Genomic DNA, 24,251 nt, shown 5'->3' on the forward strand with positions numbered 1-24,251 from the left:
CCTTGGATGATCGTCGATGCGGACACGCGTAGATGCCGTTAAGATAAGGCGTTCCGGAACCACGTGACGCCAACCGACCCATACCGGCCGCGTCCGCCGGCCCGGCGCGGCGTGGTTGATCCGCGATGTTGCCCAGCGCGAGCATTCTTCAGGCAAGAAAGACGGGAGATCCCTCTCAGATGATCCGAATATTCTCCGCCAACGAAAGTTGGTGAGGCTCTTGTGTTTCAAAGAGGGCAGTGCAAATTCTGCAGATGCAGGTTTTACAGACGAAATTCACCGCACCCGTCGCTGGTGGACTATTCATCCATCGAGGCCGCTTGGCCAAGCGCATCGACGAGAACCGCCTCACGCCATTGGTTTTGGTCCAGGCGCCCGCCGGTTACGGCAAAACGAGCCTGATGACCGAGTGGTTCGGTCAGATCATACGGGACGGCGAAACGGCGGTCTGGCTTAGTATAGACCATAATGAACAGACGGCGCTGGACTTCTTCGTCGCCATTCTGATGGCGATGCACCATGCGAACATCCCGATAGCGCCCGTTAGGGATATCCTTACGACCGAGGGATTTACGACGCCCCGGACGCTTTCAATTGCGACGAACAATCTGTTGGTATCGCTCGAGAGGCCGATCCACCTGTTTTTGGATGATGTCCATCTCCTGAAAGGACGACCTAGCGAGGAAGGACTGCACGAGTTGGTGCAGGGAATGCCGCACAACCTCCATCTCATCGTTGCGAGCCGTGAACTACCATCGCTGCCCCTCGGCAAGATGCGTGCGCGCGGAAGGCTTGCCGAATTCTACGCGCAAGACCTCCGTTTCACGTCCGCAGAGACCCGGGAGTTACTTGATGGAGAAGGCCATACGGATCTTGCGAGTGAGGATGTCGATGAGATCAGGTCCTGCACCGAGGGGTGGGTTTCAGGACTGAGATTGGCAAGCATAGCGCTTAAGGACGCGGGCTCGACGAAGCTGATAAGATCTGGGCTGACGGGACGACGCCGGGCGATCGAAGCCTTCTTTGCCGAGGAAGTTCTGGCGCGGCAAACAACAGAGATACAAGACTTCCTGCTCAAGACCGCTCCGCTTTCCCAGATGTGCGCCAGCCTTGCCGACACCGTGACGGGGACTACGAACGGACGCCGGATGATCGTTGAGCTCGAGAAGCTAGGACTGTTCATCTCCTCGCTCGACGATGAGGGCGTCTGGTACCGGTACCACCATCTATTCAGCGATTTTCTTCTGCGGCGTTTGGAAGATGTCGACCCCAACATGGCCGCCCAAATTTGTTCGAAGGCGAGCGCTTGGTTCGACGAGAAGGGCCATGTCGCTGATGCTTTCAACCACGCGATCCGCGGTAATGACATCGAGCGAGCGGCGGGAATATTCGATCGGCGCTGCCTGACGCTCGCGTACGGTGGGGAGCTCGGATTGCTTGCTGGCCTCGCCGCTCAGATTCCCAGTGCGGCGCTTGCGCGCTTCCCCTGCGCGCTAATTACCCTGGCATGGCTGAGCATCACCGGTTGGCGTTTCGTGGACGCCGGGACCGCTTTGACCCTGGCAAGAGCCAGAATTGAGCAGATGAAGCGATCGTCCGATGTCGATCTACGGGAAGTTCGACAGCTTGATTATCTCCTTCTGCACCGCGAGCTCATGCTTGCCGTGTTCATGGACGACATGGGGGAGGCGCAAACCTATCTTGATGCGATCATGGCGTTCGAGAACCACCATGATGAATACCTAATCGGGACCGTTGCGACGAGCGAGATCTACATCGCCGCGCAGAAGTTTGGCCGTATCAACATCCCTGCACTTTCAAGTGAAGCGACGGTCAACTATGAGCGCAATGGAAGCAACTATGTCGCCATCTGGCACCAAACCGTGGTGGGTATCGCATATCTTCGAGCCGGCGACATCGAGCGAGCGAACGCCGCTTTTGACGAAGCGCACCGGCAAGGCGGCCAATTCGGCGATGAGCGTTCGCGGCTTGCTGGCATAGCAACGCCGTTGCAGGCGGAAGCCTACTATCTTGCGGGGCGTCTCGAAGAGGCAAAGGCTTTGCTTGCTGACCATCACGCGGTGGCGTCCGAGATAGGTCATGTCGACCAGCTCGTTGCCAGATTCAAGGTCTTGGTGCGGCTTAAAGAGGCCTCGGGAGATTTGACGGCCGTCGATCGGCTCCTTGCTGACAATGCCGCGCTCGCAGCCTCCTACGGCTTTGAACGACTGCGCCTTGCGGTCGCCGTCGAGGCGGTTCGATACCAGATCCGCGAAGGACGGAGCGATCTCATTGGGCGCTACATACGGGAGGGGGACATAGCCGACACGCTCGACAAGCATTCCCCCTACGGCGGCATTACCACGATCGGCGAGCTCAAAGCTCTACTAGCGGTTCGCATGGCGCAGCTGACCGGTTCCTATTCGGAGGGTGCTCGCCTCGCGCGCCGTTGGAAGGAATTCGCCCAGCGGAATGGTTGGTTCATGTCGGCGACCGAATGGGGCATTCTCGCCGCCCAGATGGAGGTGTTGAACGGAGAACGGTTAAAAGCCTTTCGAAGTCTTCGCGAGGTTATAGAAATCAACATAGCAACGACGCTGGTGAGCCCCTTCATCAGTGAAGGAGATGTCATTGTGAGCGTGCTGCGCGAACACGTCGCCCACGATTCGCCGGTTGACCGCTTCATCCTCAACCTCCTGGCGCATCATGTTCAGAAGCTCGGCCATCTTCCAGCTGGCGCTTCGTCTGCAGAAGCGCCCGACGACTTTGACCTCAGCGAAATGATGGATGCCTTGAATTCCAAGGAAGTCGAGATTCTGAAGCTAGTTGGTAATGGACGTATGAACCGCGAGATCGCTACCAGTCTCGGGCTGACGGAGGGTACGATCAAATGGTACCTCAACCGCATCTACGCCAAAATTGGCGTGTCCCGACGCGCACAAGCCGTTAAGCGCGCGCGCCAGCTCGGGCTGATCCACTGAGCGCGTGGTCCGACGGTGGCGTTACGGCGTTCCTCGGGCGTCCAAGGCCATTCTCTTGATCTCTCCTCGTCCAGCCGCCAACCTTAGTTAGGTGACGTTGTCGCTGAATCGGCCATGATTTCCTGAATGCAAAAAAGCCGCTTCTAGAATTGCGGTCGAAGGCTCAGCCGTCCGGCTGACAGGAATGGAGAGCGACCTCTGGCATCATCCCTCGTCCGGTTCTGATCGAGCTGTGCCGACCATGAGCGATCGGCCCGCTCTGCGACGGACGGACGCGACCGTTTTGCGCCGACGCGCGGTCGATCCCGCGGTCCTTCCTCAGATCAGCCGTCGTTACAAAACTACGGTTGGCAACAATTTCGCACGATCCATCAGGATCAATGAAAATTTTAGGAGAGCACATGTCAACTATCGCCCTGAGCCCCTCACGCACCAGCCACTGCGATGTCGCAATCATCGGCGGCGGCTTCGCCGGCATCTACGCAGTGCACAAATTCCGCGACTTGATGGGGCTCTCCGTCCAGGCTTTTGAGGCAGGCCGTGGTGTCGGCGGAACGTGGTACTGGAATCGCTATCCCGGGGCGCGCTGCGATTTCGAGAGCATTTATTACTCCTATTCCTTCTCCGAGGAGCTGCAGCAGGAATGGGTCTGGAAGGAGCGCTTCGCTGGCCAGCCAGAAATCCTTTCCTACCTTGAGTATGTTGCTGACAAATTCGATGTCCGGCGCAGCTTCAAGTTCGAAACTCGTGTCACCGCCGTGGTCTGGAACGAGGACGAGGCACGTTGGCACCTGACCGCGGATGATGGCAGCGTCACCGTAGCGCAGTTCGTGATCTCAGGTGCCGGCGGCCTTTCCCTGCCCAAGACCGATGAGTTTCCTGGCGCTGAGCAGTTCAAGGGTCGGATCATAATGACCTCGCGGTGGCCGCACGAAGGCGTCGACCTGAAAGGCCAGCGTGTCGCCGTGATCGGTACCGGCGCGAGCGGAACGCAAGCCATTCCCATCATCGCGAAAGATGCGATGCAGCTTACCGTCTTTCAAAGGACTGCCAACTTCACGGCTCCGCTCCGGAACCGCCCGTTCACCATCGAGGAGATGGACGAGGTCCGCGGGAAATATCAGGAACTACGCATCGCCTCGCGCAAGAACTTCAGCGGTGTGCCGTACAAGGATGCGCTGCCTTCGACCTTCGGCGTGAGCGAAGCTGAGCGCGTCGCACTCTACAAGGAATGTTTCGAGGCGGGTGGCTTCCGAATGCTGATTTCTACCTTTCAGGATCTGCTATTTGATCCAGCCGCGAACGAGGCAGCCGGTCAGTTCATCCGTGAACAGATCGCTTCGCGTATCGACGACCCGGAGAAGGCCAAGATCCTTGTCCCTACAACGCATTCCTACGGTACTAAGCGTCCGCCGTTCGAGACGAATTATTTTGAGGCGTTCAATCAGGACAATGTCGATATCGTGGATCTGCGAAGCGACCCGATCGTCTCTTTCACCCAAGCCGGAATAAAGACCGCATCGCGTGAGTTTGAGTTCGACGTAATCGTACTTGCTACAGGCTTCGACGCGGTGACTGGTCCGCTTCTAAACATGGGGATCGTTGGCCGTAATGGCCTGAAGCTGACCGAAAGATGGGTTGACGGGCCGCACACCTACCTCGGCCTCGTCTCGGATGGCTTTCCCAATCTGTTCATGATCACCGGCCCGCAGAGCGCAACTGCGCTTTACAACAACCCGCTGGCCATCGAAGATCATATCGATTGGTCAGGTCGACTTATAGCCTTCATGAGGGAAGAGGGTCTAGATGTAGCTGACGTCACCCCCGCAGCGGTCGAGAAATGGGGAAGTGTTTGCAACGAGCTCTACGACCACTCGCTCTATTCCAAAAACGACTCTTGGTACAACGGCTCCAACATCGCCGGAAAACCGAAGGTTTGCATGATGTATGTGGGTGGCGCCCCGACCTATCGTCAAATTTGCGACGACGAGGGCGACGCCGGATACCCTAACTTCTTGACAGAAGCACGACCGGAGCCGGTCGAAGCGGCTCGGGCCTCTGGTATGGGAAGAGGAGCGTGACGTTAGATCCTGGCATCGCCCAATTGCTGGACGCGGTCGCCGCGAGCGGCGCGGGGCCGGTTGAGGAGGGGTCGGTCGAGGAGTTCCGCGCGCTGGTGGCATCCCTCGTACAGTTCCAAGCGCCTGCGCCCGAAATGGAATCGGTCATCGACACGATGTATCCGACGCAGTCAGGATCGCAGTTTGCACGGATATTTATGCCGGGGAGCAACAAGTACGAATCGGTGATGCTGTTCTTCCACGGCGGAGGCTTCGTGGCAGGTGACGCGGCCGTTTACGACGAGCCCTGCCGGTCACTTGCCGCTGCAACGGGATCTGTCGTGGTGTACGCGGACTATCGATTGGCGCCAGAACATCCCTATCCAGCTGCGCTCGATGATGCGGCTGCGGCCCTCGCCTGGGTCGCCGTAAAGTGTCGCGAGTGGGGCGGTGATCCAGCTCGGTTGATCATCGTGGGCGAAAGTGCTGGCGGCAACCTCGCCGCACTCACAGCGATTCGTGCGCGCGACGCGGGCGGCCCGCCGGTCGCCGCGCAGGTCCTTATCAATCCAGGCATCGGTGGTACCGCCGCCACCCGTTCGCGCTCTGACTTTGCCGAAGGCTATATGATCTCTGCGAAGGCAATGGATTGGATGTGGCAGCACTACATGCAGACCACCGAAGATTCGGCTCTCTCGGATCCAGCTGAGGTGTCCTCCTTGGTAGGCCTGCCGCCAGCCCTCACGATCACGATGGAGTATGATGTGTTGCGCGACTCCGGCGAGGCCTACGCCGCGCGGCTGGCCCAAGCAGGTACCCCGTCGACCGTAGCCCGTATCGACGGCCTGATTCATGCATCGATGGCGTTATCTGGGATCACTACCAAAGTTGGGGAGATCAATCGAAACATCGCGGATTTTGTCGGCGCCTTATTCGGCCTCGCAGGCCGCCCCGATTAAAACCCGGCGGGCGACCGCCCGGCTGAATGAGGTTGTTATCTTCGGCTGGCCGCCGCTGGCGATATCTGCTTAGGTGTTTAATCCCACGGTTTGATGGTGCAGGCTGGAGGCAGGCAGCCGCGGCGGCCGCGCGGGTGCGGCAGCTGGGCGAGGCGCTGCACTACTGCGAGGTGCGCTACCCCTTGTGATCTAAGCGGGGCACCCGTTGTCGCTGCTGGTGGGCAGGAGCCAATAGGCCGCCCTCTGCAAGTAAGCGTCCGGTGAAGGTGCGGCTTACGCCGGGCGGTAGTTCCAAGGCAGCAGTTGGTCGATGCTCCGGGCGGGATGGTCGGCGATGCGGGCGATGGTGTCGGTGAGCCACGCCTCGGGAACGACGCCATTGAGCTTGGCGGTCTCGATCAAGCTGTAGATGGTGGCGGCGCGCTGGCCACCCTGATCCGAGCCCGCGAACAACCAGTTCTTACGACCGACGGCGATGCCGCGCAGCGAGCGCTCCGCCGCGTTGTTGTCGATCTCGAGCCGACCATCCTCGACGTAGCGGGACAGTGCTGACCAGCGGGTGAGCGCATAGCGGATCGCGATCGCGAGGTCGGAGCGTCGCGCCAGCTTGGGGCCGGTCGCGTCGAGCCATTGGCGGAACGCGGCCAGCAGCGGTCCGGCTCTGGCTTGGCGCGCGCATCGTCGCTCGTCGGGCGGTCGACCCCGCACGTCCTGCTCGACCGCGTAGAGGCCGGCGATGTGGTCCAGTGCCTCGCGGGCGGTCGCCGATCCGGTTGCGGCGTGGACATCGAAGAACTTGCGCCGGACGTGCGCCCAGCAAGCGACCTCGGCGACGCGCTCACCGTAAAGCCGATCGAAGCCGGCATAGCCATCCGCGTGGAGATCGCCCCGGAACCGGGCGAGGTGCGCGGCTGGGCGCTCGCCCTTGCGATCGGGTGCATAACGGAACAGCACGGCTGGTGGTGCTCCGCTGCCATGCCCGCGCTCGTCGCGCACATACGTCCATATTCCAAAGCCTTGGAGTCCGCCAGCTCCAACCAAACCTGACTGGCTTGGTCGAGAAAAAAGAGTTGCTCTTTCGTAAGCCCGATCACGTTGCGGCATCTCCCTGAAGCCTGCTCCCGCTGCTTCCGGCTTCATCGATCATCCCTTGCCAAAATGAACGTGCCTGTCGCTTCTGCGGATCGCCGTTTTCTTTCGCCTATCGTCCCGCGAGGCAAGGTGTTTTCGGCTGCTGCCATCCGGCGTTGCAAGGATCACTTACCGCGCAAGGTCTCTTGAGCCGCTTTCCGCCGGAAAAGGACAGCGACGGCGGTAGGGCGCGAAATCGCGCCCGAATTGCATTGATACGCACCGGTTCTACGGGCGACGATCGTTTATCCGAAGTGGGTCAAGCGGCGATTCCGATACTACCCACTTGGCATGCGACTTTGGTAGCTGCCTATGATCCCTCTACGAATAAATTGTCGAGGTGGTGCCTGACCCCTGACCCGCCAGAAATTTATTGGCCGTCTCGGTGTCGCAGCTAAAAAGCTGTTCGGCCTTGGTCACATACGCAGTTGCGTCAAGCGGGTTCTCGTTGAAGAGCTTGGCTGCCTGCCGAAGAAAATCCTGATAGCGCTCCTGAAATATCGCTTCAACTGCGGGAATAAGGATTCTAAGTTTATCAATTACGTCGCGATTGTAGATGTGCGCACGCGTAACCATCGCCGGCTGCCAGCCTCCAGCGTTGCCGGTCGGCGCCATCACCGCAAAGGTTTGATGCCATGCGTCTAGCCCATTTCCTAGGTGAACGTGGGCGACAGCCTTGTTGCGCACCTCAATGATAGCATCGTGCAAAGGGCGTAGTTCATTAGGCAGAAGCTTCTTCGTCTTGACCGCCCCGCGCCCACCGCTTTCGGCTCCGGGATGAGTGCCGCGTGCATAAAGGATGATGGCCGAGTTGATCAACGCCTGTTGCAAGGTCTTGTGATGAGGCAGGATATCTTTGATGGTCGCTTCGAGCTCATCGAGCGAGCGCAGGCAAGCTGCTGCCTGCAACACATCCGCACCGCATCCCTGGACCAGTTCAGCCTGATAAAAGATATTTACGAGGACCTCATATTTCGGATTGTTCTCGACGCTTTTTATCATCGCCTTCATGTCGATCACTTTAGTCATTAAAGCTCCAGTTATTACCTAAGCATATCCGTTATAACGTTAATATTGCCTCATTAAACATACCAATGTTATAGAACAACTCTTCCGTAGTTTTGGAGGTAGGAGGCATGGAGAGGGAGCGCAATTTCAGCGATGGCTCCTGGCATACCTCAATGGCACAGATAATGAGGCGAGGTTGATCGACAGCTTTTGAAGCGTGGAACGGTAGATGTTGACCCAGAACCGGACGTTCGCGGGGTAATTTCCGCTGCCCAACTTCGGCACTTCGTTCATGTCGGGGCGGGGCTCATGTGGCAGGCATTCCCCTGCCTGACGACACGCCGAATTTCCCGAAAAGGATCGAATTTCGGGAACGTCCGGGTTGGAGAGGAGAGCGGCCATTTGAGCGACCGCCGGCTGCCGCTACCAGAGGATATGATCGGTAATCACGCCGAACCTGACCAGAAAGCCCAGCGCCGCGCCTATCATCAGTAGGGTCACGTACACGGCAATAGCTCGCGTCCGGCTTCGACGGTCCGTCTGGTAGCTCATTTTCGATCGCCTCTTAGCTGACCCTGCTGCCAACGTGAACGATACAACAAACGTCCGCAATCGGGCGTTCTTGTCCCATCCGACTTTCTCGCGAGGGATGGTGAAGCGGGAAAACTTCCGTAGGCCCATTAATGGGCTGGCGGCTGCATAAGCTCTATCGTGATATGATCGGGGCCTGAAACGTAGGCCACCAACGTTCCCTTCCTTGGCCCACCCGCGATCGGCAACGGACTACCCTTCGCCTTCCATCCTGCTGCCTCGACGCGGGCAATAGCGGCATGGATATCGTTTACGGCCAGAGCCAGGTGGGCCGCACCGATCGCCCCCGCGCTGTTGGGCACCGTACCGTTCTGGCGCCCTTTTGAATATTGCAACAGTTCGACCACATAGCCGTCCGGTGCCCTGACGATCGCCGTTTTGACATTAGGATTATCGACACCGGTCACGTGATGCAGGAAATCGCCCCCCATCTCCGATTGCCGCTCAAGTGTGAAACCGAGCGCTTCCGTCCAGAAGCGAACGGCTTCGTTTAAAGACGATACGGCGAAGCCTGTATGGTCCACGGCAATAACGTTTGCGGCGTCTGTCATTACTTCACTCTTACTTGGCCGCGCTTGCGATGTCAGGGCCTACGCCGGCTTCAACCGACACCAACAGCATGGCGGACATGATCTTTATGTTGACGCTTTAACGCTTGAGCTTTTTCTCGAAAAGGAACGAGTTTCGGAAATGTCTGGGATGGGAGGAAAGCGGACAGGCTGCTTTCGGGAAGGCGGGCGGCGATAGCAGACATTGGGCAACTGTCGGCTTTCCCAAAGACGATCGAATTTTGGAAATGGCCGGGTTGGGAAGTCGAAACAAAACGGCAAAAACCGCCGGAAACTAATATGACGGGTATCGTTTATGCCTTGCCGCGGTCGTCCTCCGGCCGTGGCCGGTCCGTCCTTGCTACCCTGTGGGGACGGGCCGTTGTTCCCCCATCAGTGGCAAAACGGATAGGGGCTATAACGCCAAGCCGAAAGCACTGTGCTTAGTGCTTTATGAGAGGCTAGCCCCTTAGTTCCTTTCTTCGGCTCGATCATGCTGCTCGTTGTCGTTGTCGTTGTCGGCGCTGTCGACCAACGGTGCGACGGCTTCGAACACGACGCCGCCAGGAAGGTATGAGATTTTAGCTGTTCCGCCGGTTTCGTGCGCCAAAACACGCTGGATGAGCTGTGTTCCAAAGCTGGTCCGTGTCGGCGGTGCAACCGGTGGGCCTCCTGACTCTACCCAAGTGAGGTGGAGATCATGCGGTTGCCAGCCGTCCATGACCTTCCAGCTCAGATCAATCACCCCATCGGCGGTCGATAGCGCGCCATATTTTGCGGCGTTGGTTGCAAGCTCATGGAGGGCAAGGGCGAAGGCGACGACAAGGCGTGGCGGGAGCTGGAGATCCTCCCCGGAAAGCTTGAACCTTTGACCGTCTTCCACCCCGAAGGGGGTAAGCGTGCGCTCAACCAGCGCGCGCATGGACGTGCTCTCGAACCTGCCACTGATTAGCAAGTCGTTCGCGGCGGACATCGCGTGGATGCGTGCTTCCAGCGTCGTGCCGGCCTCCTGCACCGAGGTCGCCCGGCGCATCGTTTGCGAGACGATTGCCTGCAGGGACGCAAGCGTGTTCTTCACCCGGTGGCTTAGCTCATTAGCCAGGAGGGTCCGATGCTCCTCAGCGCGCCTCCGTGCGGTCACGTCCTGGGTCGTCCCGACGAGTGCCAACGGTGTTCCATCGGCGCGGTAGCTCGCCTGTCCCCGGATCTGTACCCAGCGCTCCTCGCCTGCCGGCGTCCGCAAGCGGTACTCGAGGTCCAGCAGCGATCGGTCGCGTACGGCACGCTCTATGCCGTCGACCTGCATCTGCCGATCTTCCGGGTGGATCGACTCTCGCAGTTCGTCGAGGGTCAGAGGATCGGTCGGGGCACGACCGCATATCCTCTTGCACTCGGCAGATGCCGTCAGCCTGTACGTATCGAGATTGATGCTCCAGGATCCCAGGCGGCCGGCATCCAGGGCAAACTGAAGCCGCTGCTCGCTCTCCTGGAGTTCGGCAATGCGGCGCTCTACCTCTGCTTCGAGGGCATCGCGATCCAGCTGAAGGTTGACGAGGCGTTCGCGCTCAAGAGTGACGTCGTACTGCGAAGCGAAGAAATAGAGCAGCACCCCGTCGTCGTTAAACACGGGCGAAACCAGCAACCGGTTCCAGAAATGCGTGCCGTCCTTCTTGTAGTTCAGCAGGTCGAGTTCGATCGATTCCCGCGCACGTATCGCGTCTCGAACGCGGTCGACGTCGGCCATGTCCGTGTTCGGTCCCTGCAGAAACCGGCAGTTGCGCCCCATGATCTCGCTGCGGGCATAACCGGTCAACTTCCCAAAGGCGTCGTTCACAAACACGATGGGATTGTCTGGCAACCGGGGGTCGGTGATGATCATCGGCATGCGCGTCGCGCGGACAGCCGACGCAAACGGGTCAGATCCGCTATCGCCGCGCGTAAGCTCGCGGACGATCCGCGCTTCTTCCTGGATATCTCGCACACGTCACTCCGTTCGCACGCTCAACGGGCCTTATGTCGTTGGACGCTATGTTTTTAGTCCTTTAGTGTCAGTAGGCTGCGATGGCCATTGTGACAAAACTACTCGGTTAACAGCCTGCAAACGTCACCCGGCATGGCCCGCAAATGCGGCCATGCCGCAGTCGCACTCTAAGAAAATCAACCAAAAAACCTCTCGCGCCGCAACTCTGCTTATGGCGGGCGGGTTAGGGCTCCATGACCCTTTCAACCGTACCTTACGCGCTCGTTGTCGATGATGATCCGCTCATCATGATGGATACGACTGCCATCCTCGAAGATGCTGGATTTCGCTTTTACGAGGCCATGGATGGTGACGAGGCGAAGCGAGTCTTAGCCACCAACTGGGAAAACATCGTACTGCTGTTCTCTGACGTCGACATGCCCGGCGACACCAACGGCTTTGCGCTAGCGCGGCATGTCGCCGAACGCTGGCCTGCGATCGAAATCGTCATCGCATCCGGTCATGTTCTACCGAAAGCGGGCGAGATGCCCGAAAAGGCTACGTTCATCTCAAAGCCGTTCAACAAGCGCATGGTGCACCAGCATTTGCGGAACATGCTCCCGGACAACAAATTACCGGAGCCGCTTAAAACGGCGGTTTGATCAACGACACAGCTTATTGGTAAAAGGCGAAATGGTTGAGATGGGGAGGAATGATATCAATGTCGAACGATCGGGATCACGTTTATTGCGGAAGCTAGCAACGCACCAACGACCGTGAGGCCGAGGTCGTCCGCGAGCTGTAGTAACACTTCCAATTCGTCCTTCAAATCTTGGGCCGTCAGCGGGTCGTCAGAGCTCATAGAGACACTGTATCTGTCTTAACCCGGCGACGTCGATAGTATGGATGCGCGACGCTCACTGCAATTTCTACTACTGCTCGTAAGCTAGCTTAACGGATGGCGGCTATCGGGAGATCTGATCGCACGCCCAAACGTCCGAATTTGGGCGTGAGCGGAATGGCCGGAATGGGAAGGAAAGCAGACGGTCTGCTTACGGGACCGGGGGCGTCTTCCTTACTTGCTGGTCACCAAGGGCGTACCGTGGTACGTTCAAATCATCCCGTTCCGTATAATTTTGTTGTCAAAAATCCGTCCTGCCACATGGCCCGCAGGATTGGCTCATGATCTTCATCATATGGACAATCGTCATATCCCAATTTTTCGCTACTGGCGGCGTTAGCGCCAGCCGTTCGGGCTCTTTCGAATTTCAAAACGTGATCTGCCATATATACACCCCCTTGTATAAAAGGACTATATGACAACGACTTAATCTCTGTTCTGATCCCACCTTTCCACTTTGATGAGCGAACTTCTGCAATCGGAAGCGGGGTGAAGACCTTTGAATGTCTAGGTTTGGGCAATCCCAGTCGTTGGCGACGATGATCATGGTTGCGTCCAAAGAGATCGACACTTTTCTAGTTTCGGCCGGAACGACGGTCAGATGATATGCGCTTGGACCCAGCGCATAAGGAGTTAATTATGATAAAAAAGATTCTCATCGCTACGGTTTCAATCGCGGGCCTTGGTTCCCCCGCCTTTGCAGATATGCCAGGCAAAAACTGGATCAGCAGCGCCAAGGTGAAGGCCATGCTTTCCAAGCGAGGCTATCGGGTCACGAAGCTGGAAGCCGACGATGGCCATTGGGAAGGCGAAGCCCGCAAAGCCAGGGTAAACTACGAGTTTCACGTCGATCCGCATTCAGGTGCCATCACAAAAATGGAGCGTGATCACTCTTAGTCGTGCGGACACGACGCGCGCTACGCCCACGTTGGACTTGGCGCCTTCGTGTCATAATTCGACTATCAAAAGACCGCTAGTTTAAGCCGGTTTGTGTTTTACGAGCGGTGGACGATCGCCAAAGATCTAGGCGACGTTAGGTAGTTCCTGTGCAAACTTCATCAGCACCGCACGAAGCTCGCTATTTCTTAAACCTCCAATCGCTGTGTTGATGGGCATCCAGCATCGCTGTCGCTGGTGCATTTCCGGCCAGCTTTTGTTTTCCTGGCGAACCAGCATCGGAAACGCCTGAACAGCTACCATCTCTGCTTGGCCGTCGTCTTGAGTTTTCAACTGATGGTAGGTCCCAATAAATAGGGCGCTAATAGTGCCTGTAACGCGCGCTTCCTCAAACGCCTCACGAGCGGCAGCTCGGTGCGCTGGCATTCCCTGCTTTACCTTACCCCTGGGCAATACCCACCTTGCTAGCCACAGCCCGATTAGAAGTAAATCGATCGCTAGCATTAGCGGTGAACCCTCGACCCATCATTCAAAGGTCGCAATGATGAAAACGGCCAGCATCAGTATTTTGGCGATTGCTCAAGCAGGCACATAAACCACCTCTTCGTCCTCATGCTTTGCTGAGACAGGACACCCTTCGACCTTTCCGCCAGCACGCTACCTACCGATATGTAAGATTAAATGGATGACCGGTCGTAGGCAGATTATAAGTCGCGCAGAGTGTCTGCAATCGGCGCTTTGAGCTATACGACTAGATCGAAATTTCGTATGTTGGCAGCCAGAATTCGGCCATCCGCATATCAAATCGGGGGCTTAATTATGTGCTTCTTCGATGTGAAGTCAAGAGGTCTCCAATCTGGTTGACACCAGACTGTAGGTTCATAAAGGTCTTCCCCAAGCCCAGGTGGCTCAAGCTGTCTCGCCTTCAATGGATAGAGCGTCAATCGCCACTGATATCCAGGCACCAACAACTTTGATTTCAAGATCATACGCAAGTTTCAAGGCCTGCTCAAGCTTGTCTTTTAAATTACCTAACGATTCATCCATGATTTATCTCTGTCTATTTCGGATTTGTAGTGCCTGAATCGACGTCGGGATCATTTAGCCTCAGCGCATAACCCGGCGAAGGTTTGATCGAACTCGGCGCCACCGTCAGCTATGGCCCCCATCCTCGCGGTCTTCGCGTAAAAGAAGCGACGGAAGGCCTGCCCCGCCCCAGGCTGTACCTGTCCGCAAACAACCTGATGCCTAGAATTCGAGCCGATCACCTCACGCAATCGGGCATCCGCCGGCAAGGCAAGCGCGCGCAGTATAACGGGCCTGTCAGAGCCCATCCAATCAGACCGTGCTGGGCCTCGGGCGACAAGTCCGGCGGATACGTTGCTGCCTGAGGCATGACCGCCAACTGCCGGGACCGATACCACGCGTACACTATCAGGCTGGAGCCCGACCGGGGGCGGCGAATAAAACACGAATACGGCGACGAGCAGTGCGGTACAGGTGCCAACAGCCAACAGGCCCCACCACAAATGACGCGACCGCGCCATCGTGAGATCATGCATCTTAGGGTCGCTGGATATTGCTGAGGACGCCGAGCCATCCGGGTGCCGCGTTGCTCAGTTCACCGTTTTTAGCGAACGCGGCCGGCCCATCGGCCGCTCCCTGCAACTTCCACATGAACCAGGCGGTGGGATATCCGAGCAAGGGATAAACACCGAGATTGCACGACGCCGGGATACCGCCGCTCGCGCAACCAGGATTGCCCTCGATCTCGGTATGCCCGCCCAGCGCGATCATCCCCATCGCCTTGTCGACCGCATCAGACGTCGGCCCGTAATAGCCCAGATTGGTCGGCAGGCTTGAGATCACATCGACGTCGCCACCGACATAGAAAATGGAACCACGGGTAACCTTTGACAGCGCGCCAAGGTCGATCGAGCAGTTCGCGACCACGCAGACCGCGCGTAGTGGGGTTTCGATCGGCACATAGGTCTTGAACGCAGGATCGTTCCGCGAGAACAGCAACGCCGCGGTCGCCGCACCCTGCGAATGGCCTGCCAGACCGATATTGTCGGCGTCCACCTTCCCGTAGAAGACACTCCCCGGATCGCGGGACTGAGCGAGTAGGAAGTCCTTCGCGTCGGTGACCGTTTCGCCCTGCCCCGTCGAGCCATCGCGCGATCGAATGACGATGAAGCCCCAGCTCGCGAGATGGCGCAGGAAATAGGCATTCTTCTCCGCCGGGACCGTATCCGCCGTGCCGTTGGCGAAGACAATCACAGGATGACGAAAGCCGCTGGTCCGCCCCTTGAGAGGGTTGGCGCCGAGGTCAGTCGGATACCAGATGTCGCAAACATTGCCCTCGCGGTCGCAGGCGTGGGGCGAGACGGTTGTCGTCGTGGCCCATGGACCGTCCGCCGCATAATGACGTTCGATCGGCCCCTTGGCCTCGTATGTCGCAGCCGTTGCCGGCTGCATGAGCAGCATCGCGCTTATCGCGCCCAATATCGACCAACGCATCGTTCCGTCTCCTCGAAGAGTAGCGATCAGCTTCCGGCAGTTCCTGCTATTTCGTCAGCCAGCCGTGCGCGCCGAGCCAGGTAAGCAGCGCGGTGCTCCAGCCAGTGCTGGTCGTGCCCGCTTTGCCGTCGAAGCCGAAGCCATGGCCGCCATGTTCGTAGACGTGCAGTTCGACCGGCCGCCCGGCGCGACGCCAGCTGTCGGGCAGGCCGTAGCCCTGCTTGCCGAACAGCTCGTCGTCGTTGGCCATCGCAACGAACAGCGGCGGCGCGCCTGCGGCGACGGTCGTTGGTGCCATCGAGGGATAGATAGCGGCGAACAGGTCAGGCGTGGTGCCAGGTGCTGCGGTCTTTACCAGATCCACCCCCATGATCGCGCCGGCGGAAAAGCCGAGATAGGCGACGCGGCGTGGATCGACGCCCCATTCCCCCGCACGTGCCCGCACCAGCTTCACTGCCGCCTGCGCATCGGCGAGCGCCGGTGCAGGTGCCGGGATCACGGCACCGCCCTTCGCTCCAGCCATTGCAGCAGCTGCGAAGCGCGCCAGCGCGGCCTGCTTGAACGCGTCCAGTGAAGCCGGTGTCGCATCGAGACGGTATTTGAGAACAAAGGCAGCGATGCCATGATCGGCAAGCCAGCGTGCCGGCTTCATCGCCTCGGCCTCCATCGACTCCATCAGGAAACCGCCGCCGGGCGCGATAATGACCGCAGCCCCCGTCGCCTTTGCCTTGTCGGGCAGCACCGGCAAAAGTGTCGCAGTTGCGACGTTACGGACCGTGGGGCGACTGGCGAGCGTGAACCAGCTTTCCGCCGGCATACCGGGCACGCCGCCAGTGCCCAGTGCAATCGCACCGGTTTGCGGGGGTGTCGCGATCGGTTCGACCGGGATGCCCTGCGCCGTCACCGCCGTGGGGAGGGCAAAGGCAAGGGCAGTGACGAACAGGCTGAAGCGGTTCACGAGAATCCTCCTAGAGTGAATGGTCAGCGCCACTGGCGCGCTGGCAGGCTGACAGTGACGACAGGTCCAAGATCGGTTGCCGAGCGCCCGAGCGCGAAGCCATAGCGTCCCGCCGGCATCGTCCATCGGCCACCTTTGCTTTCGGCAAGTATGCGAGGTTCGATTTGAACCGTGACGTTCGCCGCAGTCCCTGGCTGCACGGCGACCTTGGTAAAGCCAGCGAGCCGCAGTGTGCGTCCTGCAGGTGTCGAGACGAGGTAGAGTTGCGCGACGTCGCTACCTGCGCGCGTGCCGGTGTTGCGGATCGTTACCGTCGCCTTTGGCTGCGCGCCCCCGGTGACCTTCATTGGGCTGGACTGAAACTGGGTGTAGCTGAGTCCGAAGCCGAACGGGAACAACGGCGTAGCATTCTTGCGCGCGAACCACCGGTAGCCGACGTCTGCGCCCTCGATATCGTAATCGATCGGATAGCGCGTTCCGGCAGCGGTTCCGACGGCAAAGTCCCGGTCGATCATCCCGGCATACGGCAGCGCCGGACGCGGCAGCTGGTCAAGCGAGGCGGGAAAGGTCACCGGCAATCGACCAGATGGATTGGTGTCGCCGAACAGCGTCGCCGCGATCGCATCTCCACCACGCACGCCGCCGTACCACGCCTCCAGCACAGCGCCTGTCCGTTCGAGCCATGGCATCAGGACCGGCCCGCCGGTTTCGAGAACGACGATCGTCTTGGGATTAGCGTTGGTCACCGCAGCGATCAGCGCGTCCTGCCCACCCGGCAGCGACAGATCCGGGACGTCTGCGCCTTCGGCCATCCACTGCGTCGCAAAGACGATCGTCACGTCCGCCGTTTTTGCTGCCGCAACAGCCTCCGCCGCATAGCGCCCGTCATGGAATGTCACCTTGGCGTTTGGCGCCAGCACACGGATCGCGGCGAGTGGCGCGGTGCCATGATAGGTCTGGTTATTGTATTTCGCGAGCGGCCCCTCGCCTCCCATCGGCAGCGAGACGGACGGGCCACCAAGCGGTTGCACCTGCGTCGATCCGCCGCCCGACAGCACGCCCGCATCAGCATACCCACCGATCACCGCGATCGAGCGCACGTCCTTCGACAGCGGCAGCAACGCATTGGAGTTCCGCAGCAACACAATCCCTTCGTCGGCGACGCTTCGGGCAACCCCGGCGTTCGCAGCGAAATCGATGTCGGCCTTGACCGGCGGATGCGTATCGAGCCCGACCGCGTAGACCGAACGCAAGATGCGCCGGTTCATGTCGGCGACGCGCGCGGCATAAGCCGGATCGCGGGCAGCCGCCTCGGCGAGTGGCACGCCGAAGAAGATCTTCTTGTCGATCTGCGCACCCGATTGCTGGTCCAGCCCGGCAAAAGCAAAATCGAGGGCACCAACCGCACCCCAATCAGACATGACGAAGCCGGGGTAGCGCCAATCCTGCTTCAACACGCGATTGAGCAGGTAGTCGCTGCCGCATGCCGGTGCACCGTTGACGCGGTTATAGGCGCACATTACCGAGCCGGGTTGCCCACGGTCGATCGCGATCTCGAAGGCGAGCAGATCGCTCATGCGGAACGCATCATCGGCAAGTTTACCGTCGACCGCGTGACGCCCCGTCTCCTGCGCATTGAGCGCAAAATGCTTCACCGTCGACAGCACGTGCTGCGATTGGACGCCGTCGATCGCGGCACCGCCGAGAAGCCCCGAATGAAGCGGATCCTCGCCAAAATATTCAAACGTCCGCCCGTTACGGGGATCACGCATCAGATTGATGCCGCCGCCAAGCAGCACGTTGAACCCTTTAGCGCGCGCCTCGCCCGCAATCATCGCATTGCCGCGGCGGATCAGATCCGGGTTCCACGTCGATCCCATTGCGGTCGCCGACGGCAGCGCGGTTGCGCCGTCCTTACGAAGATTGGCGATGTACGAGACGCCGAGGCTCGCATCGGTCTCAACCAGCGCTGGCACGCCAAGCCGAGGGATCCCGGTGACGTAGCCAGCGCCCAATATCGCCTCAGCAGGAATGCGAACGTTAGGGATCAACGGAATCGCCCAAAGGCCATGCGTCAGCACGGTCCGCTCATCACCTTGCATGGCGCGTTCGGTAGCGGTCGCACGCGTATCTGCCGTGGCTCGCCTTGCCATACCGCTCGATGGCCGTTCCTGAGCGAATGCTGCTGTCACACAGGTCACCAGCACGCCACCAAGCAATACCGACCGATGGGTCATCCTTATCATCACCACTCCCCGACGCAGCATTTCACTTTACGTGCGTGCTTGACAGTATGTTTCTAACAGACAATGATCGTTGTCAAGCGGCCGGGACCGCTGGACGGGTGAGGATAACGACGATGCGTGGATTGGCACTGCTGGTGGGCTCGAGCATTCTGGCTTGGACGGGAACGGCTCAGGCCCAGACCGGAACTCGGGCAACGCCGAGCGGAGGAAGCGAGGCTTCGCAGATTTCAGATCCGACCGGCGCCGTCGAGGGCGACATCGTCGTGACGGCTCAGCGACGGACCGAGAATCTACGCGACGTGCCGATCGCAATCACCGTCGTGAACGGCCAGTCGCTTCGCGAGACGGGAGCCAATCAGCTTGCCGACATTACCCAGCGTGCGCCTAGTCTGAACTTCACGGCGACGCCTGGTGTGCCGAACTTCGCAATCCGCGGCGTCGGCACCAACTCGTTCGACTACGGCATCGAGTCGGCCGTCGGCATAGCGGTAGACGACGTCAACATCACGCTGCCGCGCTACGTCCCGCTCAACTCGCTCGCCGATGTCGAACGTGTCGAGGTGCTGCGCGGGCCACAAGGGCTGCTGTTCGGCAAGAACACAACTGCAGGCCTCATTTCGATCTCCACCACCAAACCACAACTCGGTGAGTTTAGCAGCAGCGGTCGGGTCCAGGCGGGCAGCCGTGACCAAGTCCAGACGCAGGCCGTCGTCAACGTACCGATCGGCGACACCGCAGGGTTGCGTGTCGTTGGCGGCTATCAATACCAGAAGCCGTCGACGCAGCTTGTTGGACCAGGTCGTCTTGATCCAGTCCGCCGGTACTTCGGCACGGCCAAGCTGCTGTGGGAACCGACCGACCGGCTTTCGCTGTACGGAATTGTCGATTATCAGAACAATAGCGGGATCGAAGCCTATTCCACGATCCGCAAGTTCGGTGGCAACGATCCGACACCAATCCCCGCCGCCTTCCGACCCTTCGCGCCCGCCAACTTTGTGTTCACGCAGAACAGTGCACTCGGCGTTGTCGCCTCGCCGACCAATAACAAGACTGCAATCGGGAGCACCGACGTGCTCCGCGACGAACATAGCCTCGGGGCACAATTCTCGGCGAGCTACGATGCAGGGCCGCTCACCGTCACCTCGGTCACGGCGTATCGCAACCTGCGCGCGCGCGCGAATAACGATGTCGATCAGACGCCGGTCGCGTTCTTCGACACGAATATCGCCAACTCGCAATCCCACCAGTTCTCGGAAGAACTACGTGTTGCCAATAATGGCCACGGCTTCGTCGACTACACGGCCGGGCTGTATTTCTTTAAACAGCATATCGACGCGCAAATCCTGCAGGCAGGCACGTTCGGCGTGTTCCCCGCAAGCACGCCGGTCCGACTGTCGCCGGTCAATGGCCAGTCGAACTTCGACTATGGGACGAAGAGCTATGCGGGCTTCGCGCAGCTCACGTTCAACGTGACGCCGTCGCTCCACCTGATCGCAGGCGGCCGGTATACGCGCGACGAGATCGACTCCACGACAACCGTTACTGCCGTCTCGGGAGTCTGCAATCTGGTCACATTCTTGCTGAGTGGCGGAAGGAGCTGTGTCGGTACTCTTGCTGCGCCAATCGTCGCCAACCGGAATGCCGACGGTTTTTCAGCACGCGGTGGCGTCGAATACTCGATCGCGCCCACCGCGAACGTCTACGCAACCTACACCCGTGGCTATAAGGGGCCGGCAGTCAGCTCGGCCGCGGGGGTCGCGTTCAACGTCGATCCCGAGAAGGTCGACGCCTATGAGATCGGCGCCAAGTTCGACCTCGCCGACCGCCGGGTCAGCCTCAATCTCGCGGGTTTCATCAACAACTTCCGGGATTTCCAGGCTCAGGTCTTCGACCCCACGCTGAACGGTGGCCTGGGTACCTTCCGAACCGGCAATGCCAGCACGCTGAAGACACGCGGCGTCGAGGCGGAGGCCGCCGTGCGACCGATGCGTGGTGTCAGCCTGTCGGGCGGCGTTACCTATCTCGATACCGAATATGGCAACTACAACGTGGCGTGCTATTTCGGCCAGACCGCTGCGCAGGGCTGCTCGCTGCCCGGACCCAGCTTCAATGCGGCAGGGTCCCCGCTTGTTGGGGCGTCGAAGTGGACGACCAGCCTTGCCGCCAATGTCGACCAGCCCATTGGCAACGACCTGAAGGTCTTCCTCAACGCAGACTGGCGCTATCGCAGCCGCTTCTATTACGCGATCAACGATCCCAGCACGATCCAGAACGGTTACTCGCTAGTAAACGCTACGATCGGCATCGGCGATATCAGCGATCATGCGCGCTTCAGTGTGTTCGTCCGCAACCTGTTCGACAAGCGCTACGCCGCAGCGATCTACCCGGGTAACTTCTCGGTCGGGCAATATGTCCAGACATTGCCGGACAATGCCTTCCGCCGGATCGGCGGTGCCTTCGAGTGGCGCTTTTGATCGTCGCACCGCGTGTCGCTTGTCGGCATGCGGTCGATAGGTCAGTAGGGCGGCAGGAGTGACGATGAGCGAAACCAAGGTTGTAAGGCGCACGCAGGAACAACGCACCGCGGAAACGCGCGGCGCGTTGTTCGAGGCAGCGGTGCGCGCAATCAGCCGGCTGGGCTATAGTCGCGCAAGTAACGCTGAAATTGCCGACGAAGCGGGCGTCAGCCGTGGCGCGATCACGCATCATTTCACGACCCGGGCCGCATTCATTGCGGAAGTCGTACGATGGGTCTTTCAACAGGAAGTGGTCGCCTACCAGGACTTGCAACGTGAATGGGGTACCGGATCACGCGTATCGGACTGGCCTCAGATCTCGTGGGAGGTGCTTTCGCGGCCCTCCGGCGTCGCGGTGCTGGAGATCTTCGTCGCTTCGCGGAGCGATCCCGAGCTCGCCGCGCTGATAAAGCCGGTCCAGGCCGAGATCGAAGAACTGGCGGTGACCGCTTTTCTGGATCGTCTCGGCGCCAAGGTCCGCGACACAACCGCCATCCGGCTGGTTGTCTGGGCGATGCACGGCATGTCGATAGGTCGTGATTTCATCGACGATCCCAACGCGATGCGCGATTCCGTGATCCTACTTTCGAACATGCTTGAGCGCCTCGCACCCAATGGCACGCTCGAAGAATTGCTGGGCTCCCCTCCCCCATCGTAACGCTCACGGGCAATTATCACCGTCCGCGTCCGAGCAGCCGCCAGTAAGCGACCGGCATGATCCGCTCGATCATCGCGACGATCTTTGCGTCCCGTCCGACCAGCACCCGGGCTCGCCGCTGCTCGATCCCGGTAACAATGATCTCGCCGGCCTGTTCGGGACTGAGCTTCAGCGCCTTCGAAAAGTGCGCCTGCTGCCGCTCGCGTTCTTCGACTCCGACTGCAGCACCGGCGCGTGCGTTGGTGGCGATACCCGTCTTCACACCGCCTGGATGCACCACGGTCACACCAACCGTCGAATGTGCTGCGATCAGTTCGTGGCGCAAAGCCTCGGAAAAGCCGCGTACGGCAAACTTGGCCGCAGCATATGCGCTCTGGCCCGGTGGTGCGATGATTCCGAACAGGCTGGAGAGGTTGACCAGCTGTGCCTGCTCACGCTGCTGTAGCAGCGGCAGGAACGCGCGTGACATGCGGACGACGCCGTGCAGGTTGATGTCCAAGAGCCAGTCGAACTCCGCTGCGGTGAGCTGTGCGAAGGAACCGCTTAGGGCAACACCAGCATTGTTGACGACCACGTCGACGTGTCCGTGCGCTGCCAGAACCACAGCCGGAAAGGCGGCGACAGCATCGCGGTCCGCAACATCGAGCCTGTGACGGGTGACGCGGACACTGTTGCCGATCAGTGCGACGGTTTCGGCCAACCCGTCCTCATTCACGTCGGCCAGCGCGACGTGACAGCCACGCACAGCCAACGATCGCGCGATCGCACGGCCTATCCCGCCCGCTGCGCCAGTCACTACCGCCACCTTGCCGGCAAGCTCCATCCGGGCGCTCATGCTGCGTTCTTTCTGGTCAGACCACGCCGCCCAAAGCGCAGAACACCGTCGTCGATACGACCAGTACGGAACGCCAATAGGTCGCGGAGGTAGTTCTGCTTCACCCTCCACGGTGCGCTCGCGCCTTGTCGAGGAAGAAGGTCTGCCGCCCGCTGCACATACCCGGAGCTCAGGTCGAGGATCGGTTCGTCGCCCGCAGTCGATGGCGGGGCGACCGGCACGACGCTGTCCATCTTGCGCCGATCCATATGATCGAGCAGGCGGCGGACGAACTGCGACGTCAGGTCGCATTTGAGTGTCCAGGACGCGTTGGTGTAGCCGATCGCGAAAGCGAGATTGGGCACACCGTCTAGCATCGCCCCCTTGTAAAGCAGCCGCTTGCCCGGATCGACGAGGGCGCCATCGACGGTCAGTCGTGCGCCGCCCATGAGCTGCACCTTGAGCCCCGTCGCGGTCACGACGATGTCGGCGGGGATGGCCTCGCCGCTCTTCAACTGAAGACCGTCACGCGTGAACTCCGCGATCTCATCGGTCGCGATCGACGCCCGCCCGTTGCGCAGTACCTTGAACAGATCGCCGTCAGGGACGAGGCACAGCCGCTGGTCCCACGGGTGGTAGCGCGGCGTCAGGTGAGTGGCGATGTCGAAGTCCGGCCCCAGCATCGCGCGCTGCTGTTGCCTAATCTTCTGCTTCAAGACATGTGGTTTGCGCCGCGACACACCGTAGACGAAGATGCCGTAGCCGATATTCTTCCACCGGACCGCCGCCTCCGCCACCTTGCCAGGCAGCCAGCGGCGCAACGTCTCGGCGCGATCGTCGCGTGACCGTCGCGAGACGATATATGTCGGCGATCGCTGCAGCATCGTAACATGCGCGGCGCCCTGATCGACCATTGCCGGAACCAGCGTCACCGCGGTCGCACCAGAACCCACGACCACGACGTCCTTGCCTGCGACCGAAAGGTCGTCAGGCCAGAATTGCGGGTGGACGACCTGTCCCGCGAACGCCTCCATTCCCGGCCAGGTCGGCGCATGCCCCGCGGCATAGTCGTAATAGCCAGAACACAGGAACAGGAAGCGACAGGTCAGCTGGGCCGCGATGCCATCGACGGTATACGACACGATCCACAGCGCGTCCGCCGAGGACCAGTCTGCATTGGTCACCCGGTGACGCAGTCGCACCTTGGCGTCGATGTCGAACTCTGCCGCAGTGTCGCGGATATAGTCGCGGATGTCCTCGCCCGCGGCGATCGCTTTCTCACCTCGCCACGGACGGAATGGGAAGCCCAGCGTCGTCATGTCCGAATCCGAGCGAATGCCCGGATAGCGGAACAGATCCCACGTGCCGCCGATCGCATCGCGCCCCTCGAAAATCGCCCAGCTTCGCGTGGCATTGCCAGTCTTCAACCAGAACGCGGCGTCGATCCCCGACAGACCGGCGCCTACCACCAGCACGTCCAAGTGCTCCATACAGGCCATGTTC

At 59.9% G+C, this 24,251-nt stretch carries 19 protein-coding genes and 1 pseudogene; 7 read left to right on the forward strand and 13 right to left on the reverse strand.

Annotated elements, in window-relative coordinates; all coding sequences use genetic code 11:
• Positions 1-239 precede the first annotated feature (239 nt).
• The 3 genes from C8J46_RS19260 (at position 240) to C8J46_RS19270 (ending at position 6,000) form a co-directional block, all read left to right on the forward strand.
• On the forward strand, positions 240-2,981 hold the full coding sequence (locus tag C8J46_RS19260) for a LuxR C-terminal-related transcriptional regulator (protein ID WP_132742305.1): 2,742 nt from the start codon (positions 240-242) through the stop codon (positions 2,979-2,981).
• 401 nt (positions 2,982-3,382) lie between these two features.
• Positions 3,383-5,062, forward strand: a complete 1,680-nt coding sequence (locus tag C8J46_RS19265) for an NAD(P)/FAD-dependent oxidoreductase (RefSeq protein WP_132742306.1) — start codon at positions 3,383-3,385, stop codon at positions 5,060-5,062.
• Complete coding sequence (locus tag C8J46_RS19270) at positions 5,059-6,000, forward strand: alpha/beta hydrolase (protein WP_132742307.1); 942 nt, start codon at positions 5,059-5,061, stop codon at positions 5,998-6,000. Before C8J46_RS19265 ends, C8J46_RS19270 begins: the two co-directional genes overlap by 4 nt.
• 273 nt (positions 6,001-6,273) lie before the next feature.
• Here C8J46_RS19270 and C8J46_RS19275 read toward each other — a convergent pair.
• The 5 genes and pseudogenes from C8J46_RS19275 to C8J46_RS19290 form a co-directional block, all read right to left on the reverse strand.
• Positions 6,274-7,008 (reverse strand): annotated as a pseudogene (locus C8J46_RS19275) (IS66 family transposase); the annotation flags it as partial.
• Between the two features lie 444 nt (positions 7,009-7,452).
• The gene (locus tag C8J46_RS19280; protein ID WP_132742308.1) at positions 7,453-8,160 is read right to left on the reverse strand and encodes a hypothetical protein; all 708 of its coding nucleotides are present in this window, start codon (positions 8,158-8,160) and stop codon (positions 7,453-7,455) included.
• Between the two features lie 659 nt (positions 8,161-8,819).
• A complete protein-coding gene (locus C8J46_RS19285) occupies positions 8,820-9,281 on the reverse strand; it encodes a VOC family protein (protein WP_132742309.1) in 462 nt (153 codons plus the stop codon).
• A 50-nt stretch (positions 9,282-9,331) separates the two neighbouring features.
• The gene (locus C8J46_RS21030; RefSeq protein ID WP_165886671.1) at positions 9,332-9,484 is read right to left on the reverse strand and encodes a hypothetical protein; all 153 of its coding nucleotides are present in this window, start codon (positions 9,482-9,484) and stop codon (positions 9,332-9,334) included.
• Positions 9,485-9,747: 263 nt separating this feature from the next.
• Positions 9,748-11,259: a PAS domain-containing protein gene (locus C8J46_RS19290; RefSeq protein ID WP_132742310.1), complete on the reverse strand. Its 1,512-nt coding sequence runs from the start codon at positions 11,257-11,259 to the stop codon at positions 9,748-9,750.
• Between the two features lie 233 nt (positions 11,260-11,492).
• Between C8J46_RS19290 and C8J46_RS19295 the strand changes: the two genes are divergently transcribed.
• On the forward strand, positions 11,493-11,900 hold the full coding sequence (locus C8J46_RS19295; RefSeq protein ID WP_132742311.1) for a response regulator: 408 nt from the start codon (positions 11,493-11,495) through the stop codon (positions 11,898-11,900).
• Between the two features lie 56 nt (positions 11,901-11,956).
• Here C8J46_RS19295 and C8J46_RS21035 read toward each other — a convergent pair whose 3' ends face one another.
• Positions 11,957-12,100, reverse strand: a complete 144-nt coding sequence (locus C8J46_RS21035; RefSeq protein WP_165886672.1) for a hypothetical protein — start codon at positions 12,098-12,100, stop codon at positions 11,957-11,959.
• A gap of 678 nt (positions 12,101-12,778) precedes the next feature.
• On the opposite strand from C8J46_RS21035, the gene C8J46_RS19300 reads away from it, so the two are divergent.
• Positions 12,779-13,036, forward strand: a complete 258-nt coding sequence (locus C8J46_RS19300) for a PepSY domain-containing protein (RefSeq protein WP_132742312.1) — start codon at positions 12,779-12,781, stop codon at positions 13,034-13,036.
• A 126-nt stretch (positions 13,037-13,162) separates the two neighbouring features.
• Here the strand turns inward: C8J46_RS19300 and C8J46_RS19305 are convergent, their stop codons facing one another.
• From C8J46_RS19305 to C8J46_RS19320, 5 genes are all read right to left on the reverse strand, one after another.
• The gene (locus C8J46_RS19305; protein WP_132742313.1) at positions 13,163-13,540 is read right to left on the reverse strand and encodes an NUDIX domain-containing protein; all 378 of its coding nucleotides are present in this window, start codon (positions 13,538-13,540) and stop codon (positions 13,163-13,165) included.
• A 405-nt stretch (positions 13,541-13,945) separates the two neighbouring features.
• Complete coding sequence (locus C8J46_RS21040) at positions 13,946-14,083, reverse strand: hypothetical protein (protein WP_165886673.1); 138 nt, start codon at positions 14,081-14,083, stop codon at positions 13,946-13,948.
• Positions 14,084-14,599: 516 nt separating this feature from the next.
• Positions 14,600-15,556, reverse strand: a complete 957-nt coding sequence (locus C8J46_RS19310; RefSeq protein WP_132742314.1) for a hypothetical protein — start codon at positions 15,554-15,556, stop codon at positions 14,600-14,602.
• 46 nt (positions 15,557-15,602) lie between these two features.
• The gene (locus C8J46_RS19315; RefSeq protein WP_165886674.1) at positions 15,603-16,514 is read right to left on the reverse strand and encodes a dienelactone hydrolase family protein; all 912 of its coding nucleotides are present in this window, start codon (positions 16,512-16,514) and stop codon (positions 15,603-15,605) included.
• A gap of 23 nt (positions 16,515-16,537) precedes the next feature.
• Entirely contained in the window at positions 16,538-18,760 is a 2,223-nt protein-coding gene (locus C8J46_RS19320; RefSeq protein ID WP_243643525.1) for a beta-glucosidase, read from the reverse strand.
• Positions 18,761-18,873: 113 nt separating this feature from the next.
• Between C8J46_RS19320 and C8J46_RS19325 the strand changes: the two genes are divergently transcribed.
• Both C8J46_RS19325 and C8J46_RS19330 read left to right on the forward strand, forming a co-directional pair.
• The gene (locus C8J46_RS19325; RefSeq protein WP_165886675.1) at positions 18,874-21,234 is read left to right on the forward strand and encodes a TonB-dependent receptor; all 2,361 of its coding nucleotides are present in this window, start codon (positions 18,874-18,876) and stop codon (positions 21,232-21,234) included.
• 64 nt (positions 21,235-21,298) lie between these two features.
• On the forward strand, positions 21,299-21,934 hold the full coding sequence (locus tag C8J46_RS19330) for a TetR/AcrR family transcriptional regulator (protein WP_132742318.1): 636 nt from the start codon (positions 21,299-21,301) through the stop codon (positions 21,932-21,934).
• A 16-nt stretch (positions 21,935-21,950) separates the two neighbouring features.
• Here the strand turns inward: C8J46_RS19330 and C8J46_RS19335 are convergent, their stop codons facing one another.
• Together C8J46_RS19335 and C8J46_RS19340 are read right to left on the reverse strand one after the other, a co-directional pair.
• Complete coding sequence (locus tag C8J46_RS19335) at positions 21,951-22,769, reverse strand: SDR family NAD(P)-dependent oxidoreductase (protein ID WP_207894242.1); 819 nt, start codon at positions 22,767-22,769, stop codon at positions 21,951-21,953.
• Complete coding sequence (locus tag C8J46_RS19340; RefSeq protein WP_279388916.1) at positions 22,766-24,247, reverse strand: NAD(P)/FAD-dependent oxidoreductase; 1,482 nt, start codon at positions 24,245-24,247, stop codon at positions 22,766-22,768. Before C8J46_RS19340 ends, C8J46_RS19335 begins: the two co-directional genes overlap by 4 nt.
• Positions 24,248-24,251 lie beyond the last annotated feature (4 nt).

Origin of the sequence: Sphingomonas sp. PP-F2F-A104-K0414, assembly GCF_004340945.1 — a bacterium.
GTDB lineage: Bacteria > Pseudomonadota > Alphaproteobacteria > Sphingomonadales > Sphingomonadaceae > Sphingomonas.

Bases quoted from the DNA above. Each gene is read 5' to 3' on its own strand.
- C8J46_RS19285 (WP_132742309.1), bottom strand. From the start codon at position 9,281: ATGACAGACGCCGCAAACGTTATTGCCGTGGACCATACAGGCTTCGCC.
- C8J46_RS19320 (WP_243643525.1), bottom strand. From the start codon at position 18,760: ATGATAAGGATGACCCATCGGTCGGTATTGCTTGGTGGCGTGCTGGTG.
- C8J46_RS19280 (WP_132742308.1), bottom strand. From the start codon at position 8,160: ATGACTAAAGTGATCGACATGAAGGCGATGATAAAAAGCGTCGAGAAC.
- C8J46_RS19335 (WP_207894242.1), bottom strand. From the start codon at position 22,769: ATGAGCGCCCGGATGGAGCTTGCCGGCAAGGTGGCGGTAGTGACTGGC.
- C8J46_RS19300 (WP_132742312.1), top strand. From the start codon at position 12,779: ATGATAAAAAAGATTCTCATCGCTACGGTTTCAATCGCGGGCCTTGGT.
- C8J46_RS19305 (WP_132742313.1), bottom strand. From the start codon at position 13,540: ATGCTAGCGATCGATTTACTTCTAATCGGGCTGTGGCTAGCAAGGTGG.
- C8J46_RS21030 (WP_165886671.1), bottom strand. From the start codon at position 9,484: ATGTCTGCTATCGCCGCCCGCCTTCCCGAAAGCAGCCTGTCCGCTTTC.
- C8J46_RS19310 (WP_132742314.1), bottom strand. From the start codon at position 15,556: ATGCGTTGGTCGATATTGGGCGCGATAAGCGCGATGCTGCTCATGCAG.
- C8J46_RS21040 (WP_165886673.1), bottom strand. From the start codon at position 14,083: ATGGATGAATCGTTAGGTAATTTAAAAGACAAGCTTGAGCAGGCCTTG.
- C8J46_RS21035 (WP_165886672.1), bottom strand. From the start codon at position 12,100: ATGAGCTCTGACGACCCGCTGACGGCCCAAGATTTGAAGGACGAATTG.
- C8J46_RS19295 (WP_132742311.1), top strand. From the start codon at position 11,493: ATGACCCTTTCAACCGTACCTTACGCGCTCGTTGTCGATGATGATCCG.
- C8J46_RS19340 (WP_279388916.1), bottom strand. From the start codon at position 24,247: ATGGCCTGTATGGAGCACTTGGACGTGCTGGTGGTAGGCGCCGGTCTG.
- C8J46_RS19265 (WP_132742306.1), top strand. From the start codon at position 3,383: ATGTCAACTATCGCCCTGAGCCCCTCACGCACCAGCCACTGCGATGTC.
- C8J46_RS19325 (WP_165886675.1), top strand. From the start codon at position 18,874: ATGCGTGGATTGGCACTGCTGGTGGGCTCGAGCATTCTGGCTTGGACG.
- C8J46_RS19330 (WP_132742318.1), top strand. From the start codon at position 21,299: ATGAGCGAAACCAAGGTTGTAAGGCGCACGCAGGAACAACGCACCGCG.